The 16,853-nt window shown below is 75.5% G+C and carries 15 protein-coding genes and 1 riboswitch; of the genes, 9 read left to right on the top strand and 6 right to left on the bottom strand.

The window, feature by feature from the left end; all coding sequences use genetic code 11:
- Positions 1-78: 78 nt before the first annotated feature.
- The 6 genes from ACFXAM_RS31150 to ACFXAM_RS31175 all read left to right on the top strand — a co-directional run bounded on the left by ACFXAM_RS31150 (position 79) and on the right by ACFXAM_RS31175 (position 6,672).
- Positions 79-1,083, top strand: a complete 1,005-nt coding sequence (locus ACFXAM_RS31150) for a carbon-nitrogen hydrolase family protein (RefSeq protein ID WP_380296296.1) — start codon at positions 79-81, stop codon at positions 1,081-1,083.
- The gene (locus ACFXAM_RS31155) at positions 1,080-2,204 is read left to right on the top strand and encodes a cupin domain-containing protein (RefSeq protein WP_380296298.1); all 1,125 of its coding nucleotides are present in this window, start codon (positions 1,080-1,082) and stop codon (positions 2,202-2,204) included. Before ACFXAM_RS31150 ends, ACFXAM_RS31155 begins: the two co-directional genes overlap by 4 nt.
- Before the next feature lie 16 nt (positions 2,205-2,220).
- Complete coding sequence (locus tag ACFXAM_RS31160; RefSeq protein WP_380296300.1) at positions 2,221-3,198, top strand: fumarylacetoacetate hydrolase family protein; 978 nt, start codon at positions 2,221-2,223, stop codon at positions 3,196-3,198.
- A gap of 109 nt (positions 3,199-3,307) precedes the next feature.
- Positions 3,308-4,069 carry an Asp/Glu racemase gene (locus tag ACFXAM_RS31165; protein WP_380296301.1) on the top strand — a complete coding sequence of 254 codons (762 nt, stop codon included), beginning with the start codon at positions 3,308-3,310 and terminating at the stop codon, positions 4,067-4,069.
- A gap of 78 nt (positions 4,070-4,147) precedes the next feature.
- A complete protein-coding gene (locus tag ACFXAM_RS31170) occupies positions 4,148-4,996 on the top strand; it encodes a PaaX family transcriptional regulator C-terminal domain-containing protein (protein ID WP_380296303.1) in 849 nt (282 codons plus the stop codon).
- A complete protein-coding gene (locus tag ACFXAM_RS31175; protein ID WP_380296304.1) occupies positions 4,996-6,672 on the top strand; it encodes an amidohydrolase in 1,677 nt (558 codons plus the stop codon). Before ACFXAM_RS31170 ends, ACFXAM_RS31175 begins: the two co-directional genes overlap by 1 nt.
- Here ACFXAM_RS31175 and ACFXAM_RS31180 read toward each other — a convergent pair.
- A complete protein-coding gene (locus tag ACFXAM_RS31180) occupies positions 6,635-7,153 on the bottom strand; it encodes a hypothetical protein (RefSeq protein ID WP_380296316.1) in 519 nt (172 codons plus the stop codon). The genes ACFXAM_RS31175 and ACFXAM_RS31180 overlap by 38 nt on opposite strands.
- A gap of 210 nt (positions 7,154-7,363) precedes the next feature.
- Positions 7,364-9,679, bottom strand: coding sequence for a 5-methyltetrahydropteroyltriglutamate--homocysteine S-methyltransferase (gene metE / locus ACFXAM_RS31185; RefSeq protein WP_380296305.1), 2,316 nt, complete (start codon positions 9,677-9,679; stop codon positions 7,364-7,366).
- 145 nt (positions 9,680-9,824) lie between these two features.
- Positions 9,825-10,061, bottom strand: a riboswitch (cobalamin riboswitch).
- A gap of 225 nt (positions 10,062-10,286) precedes the next feature.
- On the opposite strand from metE, the gene ACFXAM_RS31190 reads away from it, so the two are divergent.
- On the top strand, positions 10,287-11,528 hold the full coding sequence (locus ACFXAM_RS31190) for a cytochrome P450 (RefSeq protein ID WP_380296306.1): 1,242 nt from the start codon (positions 10,287-10,289) through the stop codon (positions 11,526-11,528).
- Positions 11,529-11,597: 69 nt separating this feature from the next.
- Positions 11,598-12,119 (top strand): GNAT family N-acetyltransferase, encoded by a 522-nt coding sequence (locus ACFXAM_RS31195; protein ID WP_380296308.1) that lies wholly within the window; start codon positions 11,598-11,600, stop codon positions 12,117-12,119.
- Positions 12,120-12,187: 68 nt separating this feature from the next.
- On the opposite strand, the gene ACFXAM_RS31200 is transcribed toward ACFXAM_RS31195, so the two are convergent.
- From ACFXAM_RS31200 to ACFXAM_RS31215, 4 genes are all read right to left on the bottom strand, one after another.
- A complete protein-coding gene (locus ACFXAM_RS31200; protein WP_380296309.1) occupies positions 12,188-12,937 on the bottom strand; it encodes a choice-of-anchor P family protein in 750 nt (249 codons plus the stop codon).
- Between the two features lie 134 nt (positions 12,938-13,071).
- Entirely contained in the window at positions 13,072-14,472 is a 1,401-nt protein-coding gene (locus ACFXAM_RS31205) for a glycosyltransferase (protein ID WP_380296310.1), read from the bottom strand.
- The gene (locus tag ACFXAM_RS31210) at positions 14,469-15,077 is read right to left on the bottom strand and encodes an exosortase/archaeosortase family protein (protein WP_380296312.1); all 609 of its coding nucleotides are present in this window, start codon (positions 15,075-15,077) and stop codon (positions 14,469-14,471) included. The genes ACFXAM_RS31205 and ACFXAM_RS31210 overlap by 4 nt, the downstream gene beginning before the upstream one ends.
- 8 nt (positions 15,078-15,085) lie before the next feature.
- Entirely contained in the window at positions 15,086-15,262 is a 177-nt protein-coding gene (locus ACFXAM_RS31215; protein ID WP_380296313.1) for a hypothetical protein, read from the bottom strand.
- A 424-nt stretch (positions 15,263-15,686) separates the two neighbouring features.
- Between ACFXAM_RS31215 and wecB the strand changes: the two genes are divergently transcribed.
- Positions 15,687-16,811 (top strand): non-hydrolyzing UDP-N-acetylglucosamine 2-epimerase, encoded by a 1,125-nt coding sequence (gene wecB / locus ACFXAM_RS31220; RefSeq protein WP_380296315.1) that lies wholly within the window; start codon positions 15,687-15,689, stop codon positions 16,809-16,811.
- Positions 16,812-16,853 lie beyond the last annotated feature (42 nt).

A 16,853-nucleotide genomic window follows, 5' to 3' on the forward strand; every position in this document is an offset into this window, starting at 1 on the left:
CCCCGGGCCCCCCTCGCACCCCTCGCCCCCTGAGCACCCCGCGCACCCCGACCCGACCGAGCGCCCCGAGGAGGAGCGATGACCGAGCCCGTGGCCGCCGCGCTGCAACTGCCCCGTTTCACCGCCGCCGCCGTCCAGGCCTCGCCCGTCTACCTGGACACCGCCGCCACCGTCGACAAGGCGGTCGCGCTGATCCACGAGGCGGCCGGCCACGGCGCCTCCCTGGTGGTCTTCCCCGAGGTGTTCGTCCCCGGCTACCCGTACTGGAACTGGACGATGAACCCGGTGCAGGGCTCGCCCTGGTACGAGCGCCTCTACCGCGCGTCGGTGGACGTGCCCGGCCCGCACGTCGACACCCTGCGCGCCGCCGCCCGGCGGGCCGGCGTGGTGCTGGTGATCGGCGTCAACGAACGCGGCCCGCACAGCCTCGGGGTGCTCCACAACACCCTGCTGGTCATCGACGCCGACGGCGAACTGCTCAGCGTGCACCGCAAGTTGGTGCCGACCTGGGCCGAGAAGCTGACCTGGACGCCCGGCGACGGCAGCACCCTGCGCGTCCACCGCACGGCCGTCGGCCCGCTCGGCGCGCTCGCCTGCGGCGAGAACACCAACCCGCTCGCCCGCTTCACCCTCCTCGCCCAGGGCGAACTCGTCCACGCCGCCGCCTACATCGCCCTGCCGGTCGCCCCCGAGGACTACGACATGGCGGAGGCGATCGCGCTGCGCGCCGCCGCGCACTGCTTCGAGGGCAAGGTCTTCACCGTGGTCTCCTGCTCCACCCTCTCGCCGGGGATCGTCGAGGCGATCGCCGGCGAGGACCACCGGCTGCGCGAGCAACTCGCCCGCCCTCGCAGCGCGTTGTCGGGCATCTTCGGCCCCGACGGACGCGCGGTGACCGAACCGCTGGTGGACGAGGAGGGCATCGTCTACGCCGAGATCGACCTCGGCCGCTGCGTGCAGCCCAAGCAGATGCACGACATCGTCGGCCACTACAACCGCTTCGACGTCTTCCGGCTGCACGTGGACCACCGCCCGCTGCGGCCGCTCACGCTCGACCAGGCATCCCCGAAGGAGCAGGCATGAACGGCACGCCGGACCACGACGACGACCGGATCGGCCGGGCCCGGGTCACCGGGAACCCGGAACTCACGGCCTACTACGAGGAACTGGCGAAGGCCGACGCGGGCGCGCTGTGGACCGTGGCCAACGAGATCGAGCCCTGGTACCCGCAGCCGACGTCGGTGCCGGTGCTCTGGCGCTACGCCGATCTGCGCCCGCTGGTGCACAAGGCGCTGCCGCTGGTCAGGGCGGACGACGCCGGCCGCCGGGTGGTCATGCTGGTCAACCCCGGCCGCCGCGAACTCAGCGCCGCCGTCGGTCTGCTGTACACCGGCCTGCAGATCATGGGCCCCGGCGAGGCGATGACCGCGCACCGCCACCAGGCCTCCGCGCTGCGCTTCGTCCACGAGGGCACCGGTGCCTGGACGATCGTCGACGGCCAGAAGCTCAGGGTCGGCCCGCGCGACTTCGCCATCACGCCCAACGGCACCTGGCACGAGCACGGCAACGAGTCCGACGAGGCCCCGGTGATCTGGCAGGACGGCCTGGACATCCCGCTGGTCAACATGCTCGACGCCAACTTCTACGAGGTCCACCCGGAGCTGTACCAGCGGCCCGGCGAGGTGGTGAACTCCTCGCTGCTGACGTACGGCGGCAACCTGCTGCCGTACGGCGTCGAGAAGTGGACCCGCCCGCACTCGCCGCTGCTCGGCTGGCCCTGGGAGCCCAGCTACCACGCGCTCACCCGGCTCGCCCGCGCCACCGCGGGATCGCCCTACGACGGGGTGATCATGGAGTACACCAACCCGGTCACCGGCGGCCCGGTGATGCCCACCATGGGCGCCCACCTCCAGCTGCTGCGCCCCGGCCAGGCCACCCGCGCCCACCGGCACACCGGCTCCGTGGTGTACACGGCCGCCAAGGGCCGCGGCGTCTCGGTGATCGCCGGACAGCGCTTCGCCTGGCAGCAGGGCGACATCTTCGTCGTGCCGTCCTGGGCCTGGCACGAGCACGCGAACACCGACCCCGGCGAGGACGCCTGCCTGTTCTCCTTCAACGACTTCCCGGTGATGCACTCGCTCGGCCTGTACCGCGAGGAGGCCCACCCGGAGCACGACGGGCACCAGCCCACCGCCACCCCGTGACCAGGAGCCCGTACCCATGCGCCTGTTGACCTTCCGCCCCCGCGCAACCCCCAGCACGTCCGACCCCGACGGCACCCACGACACCCACGACACCCACGACACCCGCGGCACCGACGGCGCCGGCGGCCCGCGCCTCGGCGCCCTGCTCGCCGGCGACCGGGTCGCCGACCTGACGGCGCTCGCCGCGGCCGCCGGCGCGGACCTTCCCCGAGACCTCCCGGCCCTGATCCGCGCCGGGGAACCGGCCCTGGCCACCGCCCGGGCCCTGGCCGACCGCGCCGCCGCGGACCCGGCGTCCCTGCCCGTGCTCGCCGACGTCGCCCTGGACGCGCCGCTGCGCCCCGGCAAGATCGTCGGCGTCGGCCTCAACTACGTCGAGCACGTCGCCGAGTCGCACCGCACCCTGGACACCGGCCGCGAACTGCCCGACCGTCCGGTGCTGTTCAGCAAACCCTCGACCGCCGTCACCGGCCCCGGCGGACCGATCCGGCACAACGCCGACCTCACCGAGCAGCTCGACTGGGAGTGCGAACTCGCCGTCGTCATCGGCGCCCCCGCCTTCCGGGTGGCCGAGGCCGACGCCTGGCGGCACGTCTTCGGCTACAGCATCGTCAACGACATCAGCGCCCGCGACCAGCGCCGCGCCGGTCAGTGGTTCTTCTCCAAGGGCCAGGACAGCTACGCGCCGTTCGGCCCGGTCGTGGTGACCGCCGACGAGATCCCCGACCCGCAGCGCCTCGACCTGTCGCTGCGCGTCAACGGCGAACTGCGGCAGTCCTCCAATACCCGCCACATGCTCTTCGGCGTCGCCCGCCTGATCGCCGACATCTCCTCCGGGGTCACCCTGGAGCCCGGGGACGTCATCGCCACCGGCTCGCCGTCCGGCGTCGGGGCCGCGATGGTGCCGCCGCGCTTCCTGCGGCCCGGTGACGTCGTCGAGGCGACCATCGAGGGCATCGGCACCCTCGCCAACCCGGTGATCGACGCCCGCTGAGCGCCCGCCGGCCGCCCGCCCGGGCCCCGCGAAAGCCCCGCGCAGGCCCGCGCAGGCCCAGCGAAAGCCCCGTCGGGAGCCACCCCACCACGGAAGGACCGTCCCCGCCATGGCCACCACCTACCGGATCGGCCAGATCGTCCCCAGCTCCAACGTCACCATGGAAACCGAGGTGCCCGCCCTGCTGCGGGCCCGCGAACGGGTCGCGCCCGAGCGGTTCACCTTCCACTCCAGCCGGATGCGGATGACCAGGGTGACGCCCGAGCAACTGCGCGGCATGGACGCCGAGTCCGACCGGTGCGCCGCCGAACTCGCCGACGCCCGGGTCGACGTGCTCGGCTACGCCTGCCTGGTCGCCGTGATGAGCGCCGGCACCGGCTACCACCGGGAGGCCGAACGGCGGCTGCACCGGCGCACCGTGGAGAACGGCGCGCCCGCGCCGGTCGTCACCAGCGCCGGGGCCCTGGTCGCCGGGCTGCACGCGCTCGGCGCGCGCCGGGTCGCCCTGGTCACCCCCTACCTGCGGCCGCTGGCCCGCACCGTCGTCGACTACCTGGGCCACGAGGGCATCGAGGTGGTCGACCACACGGCCCTGGAGATCGCCGACAACCTGGACGTCGCCGCCCACGACCCGGCGAAGCTCCCGGCGATCGCCGCCGGGCTCGACCACGCCCGGGCCGACGCGGTGGTGCTGTCGGCGTGCGTGCAGCTGCCCTCCCTGTCGGTGATCGAGGAGGCCGAGCAGCGGCTCGGCAAGCCGGTCGTCTCCGCGGCGGTCTGCACCACCCACCAACTGCTGCGCGCCCTCGGCCTGCCGGCCCACGCCCCCGGCGCGGGCCACCTGCTCTCCGGGGCCTTCGCACAGGCCTGACCGGACCGGCCCGGCCGGGGCCCGGGGAGCGCGCGGCGCCGCTATGATCACCACCAGCTGCCGGGGAGGAGGCCCGTCATGACGGAGAGCACGCCCCGGCCGAGCTCGCTGATCCACACCGTCTACGGCGAGTTCGTCCGCCGCATCGGCGGCTGGATATCGATCGCCGACCTGATCGCCCTGATGGCCGAGCTGGACGTCGAGGCCCCCGCCGTCCGCTCCGCCATCTCCCGTCTGAAGAAGGCCGGCACCCTCCTCCAGGAGCGCCGCGACGGCACCGGCTACCGGCTCTCCCCCGCGATGGACCCGGTGTTCGAGGAGGGCGACCGGCGGATCTTCCACAGCCTGGAGCCCGCCGCGCTCGCCGACGGCTGGGTGGTGGCGGTCTTCTCGGTCCCGGAGTCCGAGCGCGCCCACCGCCACACCCTGCGCTCCCGGCTCAGCTGGCTCGGCTTCGGCAACGCCGCCCCCGGCGTCTGGCTGGCCCCCGCCCGGCTGCTGCCGGACGCACGTCGGCTGCTGGCCAGGCTCGGCCTGGACGGCTATGTGCACCTGTTCCTGTCCGCCGAGTACGCCGGCTTCACCGACCTGCGCACGGCCGTCGCCGCCTGGTGGGACTTCCCCGCCATCGAGGCCCAGTACGCGGCCTTCACCGACGCCTGGCAGCCGGCCGCCACCGCCCTGCGCACGCGCCGGGCCGGCCCCGACCCGGCCGGGGCGTTCCGCGCGTACGTCCCGATGCTCGACCAGTGGCGCCGGCTGCCCTACCTCGACCCGGGCCTGCCCGAGCCGCTGCTGCCCGCCGACTGGAACGCCGTCGCGGCCCGGGCCGTCTTCACCGAACTGCACGGCCTGCTCTCCGGGCCCGCTCTGGAGTACGTGGAGAAGGTCACCGGCAGGACCGCCGCCCACCCCGGGGAGCCGTGATGATCCGTCCGCCCGCCGACCTGCTGGTGCGCGCCGGCGCCGTGCACACCCTCGTCCCCGGCGAGGCCCCGCGGCGCGCGGTCGCCGTCACCGGCGGCCGGATCACCGCGCTCTCCCCCGACCCGCACGGTCTGGACGCGCTCGCCGGTCCGGCCACCGAGTTCGTCGACGCGCCGCACGGCACCGTGCTGCCCGCCTTCGACGACACCCACACCCATCTGGTCCTGGCCGGCCACAGCGTGTCCGGCGTCCCCGTCCACCGGGCCGCCGACCTCGCCGGATTCCTCGCCCTGATCCGCGAGCGCGCCGCCCGCACCCCGGCCGGCGGATGGATCCGCACCACCGTGAACTGGCAGGAGGTGAACCTCGCCGAGCAGCGGCTGCCCACCACCGGGGAGCTGGACGGCGCCACCGCCGACCACCCGGTGCTGGTGCGCCGCGGCGCCTACAACATGGTGCTCAACTCCGCGGCGCTGCGGCTGGCCGGCATCACCGCCGCCACCCCCGACCCGCCCGGCGGCGTGATCGAGCGCGACGCGGCCGGCCGGCTCACCGGGCGGCTGATCGACAAGGCGACCCAGCTCGCCGAACGCGTCCTGCCCCGGCCCGGGCTCGACGAGCGGATCGACGGCCTGCGCGCCGCCTCCGCCGACTACGCCGCCACCGGGATCGGCACCGTCCGCGACTGCCTGGTCCCGGTAGAGGACCTCGACGTGCTGCGCGCCGCCCGCGACCGCGGCGCGCTCGCCGTCCGGGTCCGGGCCCTGGTCTCCGGCTTCGCCGTCCGCACCCCGGCGGAGGTGGACGGGCTGCTGGACCGGGTCGTGGCCTGGCGCGCCGCCGGCCACGAGGACGACCGGTTCTCCGTCTGGGGGGTGAAGTTCGGCATCGACGGCGGCTTCGAGGCGGGCGCGCTGGAGGAGCCGTACCAGGGGCGGCCGTGCTACCACGGGCGGCTGCTCTGGGAGCCCGGGGAGCTGACGGAGGCCGTCGACCGGGTGGCCGGGCGCGGCCTGCGGGTCGGGGTGCACGCCTGGGGCGACCGCGGGCTGCGCGTCCTGCTCGACGTCTACGAGGAGGTGCTCGCGCGCCGCCCCGGCCTGCCCGCCGGCACTCTGGTCGTCGAGCACGCCGGCCTCGCCCGGCCCGACCAGCGCGCCCGGGCCGTTGCCCTCGGCGTCCCGGTGACCGTCCAGCACCCGCTGCTGCACGACGGCGCGCGCACCCAGCAGCGGGCCTGGGGCGCCGAGCGCACCGGTGCGCTGTTCCCGCTGCGCGAGTGGCTCGACGAGGGCGCGCAGCTCTCCGCCGGTTCGGACTTCCCGGTCGGCCCGTACGGCGCGATGCTCTCGGTGTGGGGCATGACCACCCGGGCCACCGTGGCCGGGGTGATCGGCGCCGAGCACGCCATCGGGCGCGCCGAGGCGATCGCCCTGCACACCGTCAACGCCGCCCGGCTGACCGGCGAGAGCGACATCCGCGGCACCCTGCGCCCGGGCGCGCTCGCCGATCTGACGCTGTGGCCCGCCGATCCGCTGAGCTGCCCGGTCGAGGAGCTGCGCGACCTGCTGCCCGAGCGCACCGTGATCGGCGGGCGGACGGTGCACCGGCGCCGAGCCGCCGGGCCGGACCGGCGGCTCAGGCCGGACGCACCTCCTGGAGCAGTCCCCAGGTGAAGTCCGCGGTGCAGGCACACGGCCGGCCGTCGGTGTCCGGCGCGGTGAAGTCCAGCCGGAACCTGGTGGGCGCGCTGCCCTCGCGCGCAACGGCGGGCGGGAACGCGGCGCCCAGGTCGGCCACCACACAGCTCCACGGCGTCAGATCGGCGAGCGTGCGCAGCACCGGCGGCCGGCTGCCCGGCGCCCGCACCAGCCAGGCGTTCAGTTCCGCCCCGCCCGGCGCGAGGAGCACCTCGAAGCGCAGGTCGGGCCAGAGCGGCAGCGCCCACTGCCGTGCGGTGCAGACGAGGTCCCCGACGCGCCGCGGCAGCACCGCCTCCGGCGCGCCGAGCACGGCCGTCCAGCGCCGCCCGCCGGACGGGGACCCCGGCGCGCGCACCATCGCCTGCCACCGCTTGTTCGCCTCGCGCATGCCCGCGCGCGTCGCCCCCAGCCGGCGCAGCGCCTCCTCGACCGGCTCCGGCCGGAAGTCCGCCATCCGGCGCAGCAGCACCAGCTGGAACTCCGTCACCCCGAACCCGTGGACCGCCACCCCGGCAGGCTACCCGCCCGCGGCGCCGCGCGGCCCGCGCGCCACCGGCGGCGCGGCCGGAAGCGCCCGTCGTGGCGCCGCCACGAGAGCCCCGGGCCCTTGCCGACCCCCGGAAGGGCGGGCGCGCACCGCGGGGTGTGCGCGCCCGCGGCCGCGTCAGCCCGTGAGTTCCCCGCGCAGGCGGCGGGCGGCGGTGACCAGGTTCTCCAGGGAGGCGCGGGTCTCCGGCCAGCCGCGGGTCTTCAGGCCGCAGTCGGGGTTGACCCAGAGCCGCTCGGCGGGGATCGCGGCCAGGCCGGTGCGCAGCAGCCGCTCGGCCTCGTCGGCGCTCGGTACGCGCGAGGAGTGGATGTCCCACACGCCGGGGCCGACCTCGCGCGGGTACCCGGCGGCGGCGAGTTCGCCGGCGACCCGCATGTGGGAGCGGGTGGCCTCCAGGGAGATGACGTCCGCGTCGAGGTCGTCGATGGCCGTCATGATCGCGCCGAACTCGGCGTAGCACATGTGGGTGTGGATCTGGGTGTCGGCGCGGACGCCGGAGGTGGCGAGGCGGAACGCCTCCGTCGCCCAGTCCAGGTAGGCCGGTCGGCCGTCGGCGCGCAGCGGCAGGGTCTCACGCAGGGCGGGTTCGTCGACCTGGACGACGGCGGCGCCGGCGGCCTCCAGGTCGGCGACCTCGTCGCGCAGGGCCAGGGCGACCTGGCGGGCGGTGTCGGCGAGCGGCTGGTCGTCGCGGACGAAGGACCACGCGAGCATGGTGACCGGGCCGGTGAGCATGCCCTTGACCGGGCGGTCGGTGAGGCCCTGGGCGTAGCGGAACCAGTCGACCGTCATCGGGCCCGGGCGGGAGACGTCCCCGGCAAGGACCGGCGGGCGGACGTAGCGGGTGCCGTAGGACTGCACCCAGCCGTGCCGGGTGGCGAGGAAGCCGGTGAGCTGTTCGGCGAAGTACTGGACCATGTCGTTGCGTTCGGGCTCGCCGTGCACCAGGACGTCCAGCCCGGCCTTCTCCTGGAAGGCGATCACCTCGCGGACCTCGGCCTCCATCCGCGCCCGGTAGGCGGCGGCGTCGGTCCGCCCGGCGGTGAGGTCGGCGCGGGCGGCCCGCAGTTCGGCGGTCTGCGGGAAGGAGCCGATCGTGGTGGTGGGCAGCAGCGGAAGGCCGAGCCGGGCGCGCTGGGCCCCGGCGCGCCCGGGGTGGGCCGGGGTGCGGCGGGCGTCCTCGGCGGTGACGGCGGCGGTGCGGGCGCGCACGGCGGGGTCGCGGGTGATCGGGGAGGCGGCCCGGGAGGCCAGGTGGGCGCGGTTGGCGGCGAGTTCGGCGGCGATCGCGCCGGTGCCCTCGCGCAGGCCGCGCGCGAGCAGCGCGGTCTCCTCGGCCTTCTGCCGGGCGAAGGCGAGCCAGCGGGCGAGCTGCGGGTCGAGGTCCCGCTCGGCGGTGGCGTCGACCGGCACGTGCAGCAGGGAGCAGGACGGCGCCACGTCCACGTGGCCGGCCAGGCCGAGCAGGGTGGCCAGGGTGGCGAGCGAGGCCTCCAGGTCGTTGATCCAGATGTTGCGGCCGTCGACGACGCCCGCGACCAGGCGCTTGCCGGGCAGTCCGCCGGCGGCGGCGAGGTCGTCCAGATTGGCGGCGGCCGGCCCGGTGAAGTCCAGTGCCAGCCCCTCCACGGGCGCCGCGGCCAGCACCGGAAGCGCCTCGCCGAGGCGGTCGAAGTAGCTCGCGACCAGCAGCTTCGGCCGGTCGGTGCGGGCGCCGAGCTCGCGGTAGGCGCGGGCGACGGCGTTCAGTTCGGCCGGGGTGCGGTCCTGGACGAGCGCGGGCTCGTCCAGCTGCACCCAGTCCGCGCCGGCCGCGTGCAGGTCGGCGAGGAGTTCGGCGTAGACGGGCAGCAGCCGGTCCAGCAGGGTGAGCGGCCGGAAGTCCTCCGCGACGCCGGGGGCGGGCTCGGCCAGCAGCAGGTAGGTGACCGGGCCCACCAGCACCGGGCGGGCCTCGTGGCCGGCGGCGAGCGCCTCGGCGAGTTCGCCGACCGCCTTGCCGGAGTTGGCGGTGAAGGCGGTGTCCGGCCCCAGTTCGGGGACGAGGTAGTGGTAGTTGGTGTCGAACCACTTGGTCATCTCCAGCGGCGCGGCGTCCTGGGTGCCGCGCGCCATGGCGAAGTAGCCGTCGAGCGGGTCGGCGTCGACGGCGGCCCGGTGGCGGGCGGGGACGGCGCCGACGGCGACGGTGGTGTCGAGCACGTGGTCGTAGAGCGAGAAGTCGCCGGTGGGGAGTTCGCGCACGCCCGCCCCGGCGAGCTGCGTCCAGTTCTCCCGGCGCAGTCGGGCGGCGGTGGCGTGCAGGGCGTCGGCGGTGACGGTGCCCTTCCAGTAGCCCTCGACCGCCTTCTTGAGCTCCCGGTTCCGGCCCTGCCGGGGGTAGCCGTGGACGGTGGCCAGGGTGGCCGCGGCTGCGGACTTCGCTGTCAAGGGACTCTCCTTCGCGAGTCTTGATCCTCGGTGCCCGGTGACGGGACGAGGGCGCGAAGGGATGACGTACCGGACGGAGGCGCCTACGCGGCTCCGTGTGCACGCCGACCCGCCCACGAGGTCACCGGGATGGCCGCGCGCGATCGGTCGCGCGCGGACAGCGGGCAGGTCTTCGGACTCGCGGGCACGCCCGCCCCCGAAAGGGCGGACACCTACTGGCCGTCGCTTCCCGGGCCGCTCGGGCCCAGTGCGTATGACGGCGGTCGTTCCCGCTCACCGCTGCGGGGCAGTCCCGGACTGGCCAGTCGAAAGGCGTCACCGGGTTCCCTCTTACGACGCGCCTGCCTGGCGGGCAGGGCGAACCAGCTGCACGGTCAGCGTAGACGCAGGACGGCGGCCCCGTCACGGAATTCCGTGACGCCCCCCGTACCGCGTCCGGGGCGTCCGGAGCCGGCCGGGACGGGCGAACGCGTGGTGCCCGGCCCTCGGGGGCGGCGCCCCCGGGCGCGCGGCACGGTGACAAGCGCCCTTCCGCCGCCGCCCGGTCGGTCGTACGGTCACCATCGGCCGACCGTTTCCGACCGCCGCTCCCCTTCCAGGAGGGCCCATGGAACCCCGCTGCCCCTACACCCACGTCCTCGACACCCGCGGCACCGCCCTGCACGCCGAGGCCGCCCATCTGCGCTCCCACGGCCCAGCCGTCCGGGTCGAGCTCCCCGGCCGCGTCCAGGCCTGGTCGGTGACCCGGGCCGACGTCGCCCGGAAGCTGCTCACCGACCCCCGGCTCGCCAAGAACGCCCGCCACCACTGGCCCGACTGGATCGACGGCCGGGTCGGCCCCGACTGGCCGCTGGCCAGCTGGGTCGCGGTGGAGTCGATGTTCACCAGCGACGGTGCGGACCACCTCCGGCTGCGCACCCTCACCGCGCCCTCGTTCGGCCCGCGCCGGGTGGAGGCGCTGCGGCCCCGGGTGCGGGCGATCGCCGCCGCCCTGGTCGACGCGCTGCGCGGCGCCGCGCCCGGCGCGACCGTCGACCTGCACACCGGCCTCTCCTACCCGTTGCCGACCACGCTGATCTGCGACCTGTTCGGCGTCCCCGAGGAGCAGCGGGCGGAGGTGCGCCGGGTGGTGGACGGCGTCCTGGCGACCGACGCCACCCCCGAGCACGCCAAGGGCGTCCTCGACGACCTGTTCGCCGCCATGGCCCGCCTCGCCGCCACCAAGCGGGCGGCGCCGGGCGACGACATGACCAGCGAGCTGATCGCCACCCGTGACGCCCACGGGTCCCGGCTCAGCGAGTCGGAGCTGGTCTCCACCCTGATCCTGATGATCGGCGCCGGGTCGGAGACCGCCGTCAACCTCATCGACCACACGGTGGCGCTGCTGCTCTCGCACCCCGGGCAGCTGGCGCTGATCCGCTCCGGCGCGGCGACCTGGCGCGACGCCATCGAGGAGTCGCTGCGCCTGGAGGCGCCGGTGATGCACCTGCCGATGTACTTCGCCGCCGCGGACATCGACCTCGGCGAGGGCGTGCTGATCCGGGCCGGCGAGCCGGTCCTGTTCGCCTTCGGCGCGGCCGGGCGGGATCCGGCCCTGCACCCCGACCGGCCGGAGGAGTTCGACCTCACCCGGTCCGACAAGACCCATCTGGCCTTCGGCCACGGCCGGCACTACTGCTTGGGCGCGGTGCTCGGCACGATGGAGGCCGAGGAGGCGCTGAGCGCCCTGTTCGGCGCCTTCCCCGACGTCGAACTCGCGCTGCCGCCGGAGGGGCTGCTCCCGCAGGAGTCGTTCATCGTGAACGCCCTGCGGTCCCTGCCGGTCCGGCTCAGCCCGGCCGCCGGCTAGGCCCCGTCCCGTCCCCCGCCTGCGGCGGCCGGTGGGGCGGTTGTCGGTGGGGCCGTCTACCGTACGCCCATGGACGATCACGTCACCGCCGTACGCCTGGAGCCCTGGTCCGAGGCGGACGCCGCGCTGCTGTCCGCCCTCAACGCGCCGGAGTTGATGGCGCACCTCGGCGGCCCGGAGAGCGGGGGGCAGGTGGCCCGCCGTCACCGTCGCTACGTCGACCTCAGTGCCCGGCCCGCCGCCGCGGGGCGGATGTTCCGGATCGTGCTGCCGGACGGCGCGGCGGCGGGCAGCATCGGGTTCTGGGAGCGCACGTGGGAGGGCGGGCCGGTGTACGAGACCGGCTGGACGGTGCTGCCGGCCTTCCAGGGCCGGGGCGTGGCGAAGGCCGCCACCCGGGCGGTGGTGGCCGAGGCCCGGGCCGCCGGGCTCCACCGGTACCTGCACGCCTTCCCCTCGGTGGACAACGCCGCGTCCAACGCGGTGTGCCGGGGCACGGGCTTCGAGCTGCTGGGCGTGCGGGAGTTCGAGTACCCGCCGGGCCGGCCGATGCGCGGCAACGACTGGCGCTTCGACCTCCGTCCGGCCTGACGGAGGAGGCCGGGAGGCAGGCGGGGAAGGAGGCCGGGGTGCCCCGGTCCGGGGCACCCCGGCGGGGATCAGCCGGTGGTGGTGCGGCGGCGCAGCAGGAAGACCCCGGCGGCGGTGGCCAGGGCCGCGGCTCCGCCGACGGCGGCGACCTGGGGGTTGACCATCGGCACGGCCTCGGCGGGCGCGGCACCGCCGCACTCGGCGTGGCCGATGACCAGGTCGGCGGCGTTGAGGATCGGCAGCAGGCTGATCCGCACGGCGTTGGCGCTGAGTATGCCGTTGGCGTCGGTGCGCTGCTCGTTGAGGAGGATGGTGCCGACCCCGGGGATGTCGATCCCGGTGTTGGGCCCGGCGCCGGCCTGAAGGTTGATCGCGGGCAGGAGCGGCAGCTTGACGCTGCCCCCCGCGATGACGCCGGAGCCGGTGGCGCCGGCCGGGGTCGCGGTGCAGGTCGAGTTGACGCCGGTGAGCGAGACGGTGGCGACGCCCAGGTCGACGCCGAGCGAGTCGATCGTGGCGGAGGCGCCCGAGGTGCCGGCCTGCGGGTCGCCCGAGGTCGTGGAGGTGAGCAGCGCGTTGCTGGCGAAGGGGCCGACGCTGATGCCGGCCAGGGTGCTGGTGCCGCCCGAGGGGTAGGCGGAGGCGGGCGTCGGGGCGACGGCCACCATCCCGGCGACGGCGTCGGCGGAGACGACGTAGGCCTTGGCCTCGGGGGCGGGGAGGGCGGCCCAGGCCGGGCCGGCGGTGCAGACCAGCGCGGCGGTGGCGGCGGCGCCCGCGAGCAGGCGGGTGCGGGTCCGGGTGCGACGAGAGGTCATGGTGGTGGTGCCTTTCGGGGGACGGGAGAGGGGGACGGCCGAGGACGATCGGGAACGGTCCGGCAGGCAGGACCGGGTGCGGTCGTCGGGCGGGGCGGGGGCCGGGGGCGGGGCGCGGGCCGGGCGCCGGACGCTCATGCCGCCGGCTCGCCGACGACGGCGGGGGCAGCGGCCGGGGCCGGGGTGACGGCCGGGGCGGGCGCGGTGGCGACCCGGGCGGTCTTGTGCCAGGAGTTGCGCCGGCACAGCACCCGCCAGGCCGCGCGGACGGCGACCAGATAGGTGGTGGCGGCGTACAGGGCCAGCGCGAGCCCGTACCCGAGTGCGGCGCGCCGTCCGACGCCCGGCTCGCAGCGCCGCCGGTACAGCGGCCCCCAGACGGCGAACTCGCCGATGCCCAGCAGCAGGTAGAGGGCCAGCAGCAGCGCGCCGCCCTGCTGCAGGAAGGTGAGCACGAACTCCGGGTAGAGCACCAGGTTGTAGCCGAAGGCCGCGATCGGCACGGTGTAGACCACCAGGCCGACGAGTTGCAGCCATGGCTGGCTCATGAAGTACAGCACCTCCAGGAAGCCGGCCGTGCCGAACGCCCGCGAGCCCCAGATCTCCCGGAGGTAGCGGGTGCACTGCATCGAGCCCTGGGCCCAGCGCACCCGCTGGGTGAGCAGTTGCCGCACGCTCCACAGCGCCTCCTGGTCGACCCAGGCGTCGGTGGTGTAGCCGTTGCGCCAGCCGGCCAGCATCAGCCGCAGGCCCAGCTCGTAGTCCTCCAGCAGCGCCCTGCCCCACGGCCGCCCGCCGCCGCCGTCCACCGCGCGCAGGGCGGAGAGCCGGGTGAACTGGCCGTTGCCGCCGACGTTGACGGTGCCGGTGCGGCGCCGGGTGATCTGCATGGCGGATATCGGTCCGCGGAACTCGATGTCCTGGAGGCGGGCGAGCAGCCGGGCCCGCCGGTTGGCGAACGCGCCCCGGCCGGGCAGCGGCCGGGGCACGTCGCGGTTGGACATCCGCACCTCGACCTGGACGGCCCCGATCCCGGGGTCGCCGAAGAGGGCCGGTCCGGCGCAGACCGCGAGCGCGCCGGGCGAGGGGCGGCCGTCGGCGTCGAGCACGCAGACCACGACCCGCGCGGGGTCGGTGCCCTCGGGCAGCGCGGCCTCCAGCGCCCGGTAACCCGCGTTCAGCGCGTCGCCCTTGCCGGTCCGCGCCGCGGGCAGCCGGCGGGAGACCAGGTGGACGGTGAGCCGGTCGGAGGTGGCGGGCCAGGCGCGGACGAGCTCGGCCGTGCGGTCCGCGGAGTCGTCGTCGACGACCCAGACGGTGGCGCCGGTGAAGTGCTCGGCGAGGTAGTCCAGGGTGGTGGCGATCACCGCCTCCTCGTCCCGGCAGGGAATCAGGAAGTGCCAGCGGTAGGCGTCCGGGTCGCCGGCCGGCCCGGGCCGGTCCCGCAGGTAGCCGCGCACGATCACCACGACGTAGGCGAGGAAGCCGACGCCCAGGACGAAGGAGAGCGAGACGGAGGTGTCCAGCAGCGTCACGGCGTCCCCTCCCCGGCCGGGTGACCGGACGCGGTCGCGGCGGAGGCGCCGCGGGGCAGCAGCCACAGGAAGAGGAGGGCCGCGACGAGCGCGGCGGCCATCATCAGCACGGAGCCCAGCAGGACGTGCGCCCAGCCGAACCCCTCGGAGCCGTACCGGTGTTGCATCACCAGGACCAGGGTGAGCCGGCCGAGGTTGGTGGCCAGCACCAGGCCGGCGGCGACGGCGAAGGCCAGCAGGACCCGGCCGGCCCGGCGGTTGCCGAAGAGCAGCAGCAGGGCCGTCACCAGGGCGAGCGGGGCGATCAGCAGCGCGCTGCTGCACCCCGTGGTCAGGGCGACGCCCCGGTCCAGGCCGGTGTGGTCACCGGCGTACAGCACGGGGGCGGTCGGCCCTTCGAGCAGCAGGGTGCGCATCCCCAGGAGGTGCTCGACCAGCCACGCCGTGCCGCGGCTCTCCTGGGAACGGTAGGCGCGTTCGCCGGCCACCAGCGAGCCGCACACACCGAGCAGCACGGCGCCGCACAGCATCCCGAGCGGGGAGCGCCCGGCCCGGCCCGCGGCGCGCGGGCGGGGTGCGAACGGGTGCGACAGGGATTCCGTCATGGCGTGGCTCAGTCCTCGCCCGGTCCGTCGCCGCGGCGCAGCCTGCTGCGCCGCAGCAGGCCGAGGCCGAGCAGGACCAGGGCCACCGCGGCCGTCGCCGTGACGCCTATGCCCACCGATCCGGTGGCGGCCAGGGCGCCGCCACCGGCTGCCGGCGGCAGTCCGCCGGCCACAGGTCCGTACATGGGGGAATTCCTCTCGTCGGAGAACGGGGGGGATCACGAGGGGGGGGTTGCCGCGCAGCACGAAAGTGCGGGCGGCTTCGGCGAGGCCCAGGGGAAAGGGGGGGTGGTACCGGGCACATCGGAACGGCCCGGGGCGGGGACGAACGTTACGCGACCCCGCCACGGATCGAACTCCCGTGCTGCTGGCACATCATGGACTGAAAATCGGATGTTTGATTGTCCGTGCTCATACGATGCCGTCACCGCCTGGCCCTATCGGCGTGGCGTCGGCGTGGCGACGGCGTGGCGCGACACCCGGCCGTTCCGCCATTCGGGGGACATTGATCACCACCGGTTGCCGCAGCTCACCCCCGGCGGCCATGTTGTGACGCGTAGTTCGAAAACCCCGATCGATCGATCGGATGCACCGTCAAAGGGAGCCCGAATGCCCTCCGCCGACATCGCCGTGGTCCTCGGAACCCGACCGGAAATCGTCAAACTCGCGGGAGTGGTGCGACTTCTGGAGAACTCCGCCCGGATCGTCTGGACCGGCCAGCACTGGGATCCCGGCCTCACCACCGCCTTCTTCCGGCAGTACGCGCTCCCCGACCCGCACATCACGCTCAGCGGGGTCGCCGGCGAGGCCCGCGGCCGGCAGATCGGCCGGATGGTCAGCGCGCTCAGCGACCACTTCGCCGCCCACCCGCCCGCCGCCGTCGTCGTCCAGGGCGACACCAACTCCGCCGCCGCCGGAGCACTGGCCGCCCACTGCGCGGGGGCGCCCGTCGTCCACGTCGAGGCCGGACTGCGCTCCTTCGACCCGGACATGCCCGAGGAGGCCAACCGCCGCCTCATCGCCCCGCTCGCCGACCTGCACTGCGCGCCGACCGCCACCGCCGCCGCCCATCTGCTGCGCGAGGGGATCGGGGCGGACCAGGTGGTGGTCACCGGCAACACCGTCGTCGAGGCCACCCTGGAGTCGCTGCCCGGAGCGGTCGAGGCCCGCGCGGTGCTGGACGGCTACGGGCTGCGCCCCGACCGCTACCTGCTGGCCACCCTGCACCGCCCCGAGAACACCGACGACCCCGCCCGGCTCGGCCGGATCCTCGGCCAACTCGCCGCACTGGACCTGCCGGTGGTGCTGCCGCTGCACCCGCGCACCCGGGCGGCGATCGAGCGGTTCGGGCTCTCCGGCGCGCTCGCCGGGCTGCGCCCGGTGCCCCCGGTCGACCACCGCACCTTCCTCGCCCTGGCCGCCGGCTGCCGGCTGCTGGTCTCGGACTCAGGCGGGGTCCAGGAGGAGTGCACGGTGCTCAAGCGGCCGCTCATCGTGGTCCGCAACTCCACCGAACGGCCCGAGGCGGTCCGGGCCGGCTTCGCCCGGCTGGTCCGGCCCGGCGCCCAACTGGACGTCGCCCTGCGGGAACTGCTCGCCGACCCGGACGCCGTCGGCTCCCTGGCCGGGCGCCCCTCGCCGTACGGCAGCGGTACCGCGAGCGCCGAGATCGTCGCCGCCGTCCGCTCCCGCTATCTCGCCGAGGACCGCGCCCGCCTGCTCTGCGCCGGCTGAACCCACCCGGGGGCCGGCGCCCCGGCCCCGCCGGATGCGCTC

The organism is Kitasatospora sp. NPDC059462 (assembly GCF_042749955.1).
Taxonomy (GTDB): Bacteria; Actinomycetota; Actinomycetes; order Streptomycetales; family Streptomycetaceae; genus Kitasatospora.

What these genes read in the sequence shown, in the direction of transcription:
- ACFXAM_RS31150 (WP_380296296.1), top strand. Translation starts at nt 79, where the DNA reads ATGACCGAGCCCGTGGCCGCCGCGCTGCAACTGCCCCGTTTCACCGCC.
- ACFXAM_RS31155 (WP_380296298.1), top strand. Translation starts at nt 1,080, where the DNA reads ATGAACGGCACGCCGGACCACGACGACGACCGGATCGGCCGGGCCCGG.
- ACFXAM_RS31160 (WP_380296300.1), top strand. Translation starts at nt 2,221, where the DNA reads ATGCGCCTGTTGACCTTCCGCCCCCGCGCAACCCCCAGCACGTCCGAC.
- ACFXAM_RS31165 (WP_380296301.1), top strand. Translation starts at nt 3,308, where the DNA reads ATGGCCACCACCTACCGGATCGGCCAGATCGTCCCCAGCTCCAACGTC.
- ACFXAM_RS31170 (WP_380296303.1), top strand. Translation starts at nt 4,148, where the DNA reads ATGACGGAGAGCACGCCCCGGCCGAGCTCGCTGATCCACACCGTCTAC.
- ACFXAM_RS31175 (WP_380296304.1), top strand. Translation starts at nt 4,996, where the DNA reads ATGATCCGTCCGCCCGCCGACCTGCTGGTGCGCGCCGGCGCCGTGCAC.
- ACFXAM_RS31180 (WP_380296316.1), bottom strand. Translation starts at nt 7,153, where the DNA reads ATGGCGGACTTCCGGCCGGAGCCGGTCGAGGAGGCGCTGCGCCGGCTG.
- ACFXAM_RS31190 (WP_380296306.1), top strand. Translation starts at nt 10,287, where the DNA reads ATGGAACCCCGCTGCCCCTACACCCACGTCCTCGACACCCGCGGCACC.
- ACFXAM_RS31195 (WP_380296308.1), top strand. Translation starts at nt 11,598, where the DNA reads ATGGACGATCACGTCACCGCCGTACGCCTGGAGCCCTGGTCCGAGGCG.
- ACFXAM_RS31200 (WP_380296309.1), bottom strand. Translation starts at nt 12,937, where the DNA reads ATGACCTCTCGTCGCACCCGGACCCGCACCCGCCTGCTCGCGGGCGCC.
- ACFXAM_RS31210 (WP_380296312.1), bottom strand. Translation starts at nt 15,077, where the DNA reads ATGACGGAATCCCTGTCGCACCCGTTCGCACCCCGCCCGCGCGCCGCG.
- ACFXAM_RS31215 (WP_380296313.1), bottom strand. Translation starts at nt 15,262, where the DNA reads ATGTACGGACCTGTGGCCGGCGGACTGCCGCCGGCAGCCGGTGGCGGC.
- wecB (WP_380296315.1), top strand. Translation starts at nt 15,687, where the DNA reads ATGCCCTCCGCCGACATCGCCGTGGTCCTCGGAACCCGACCGGAAATC.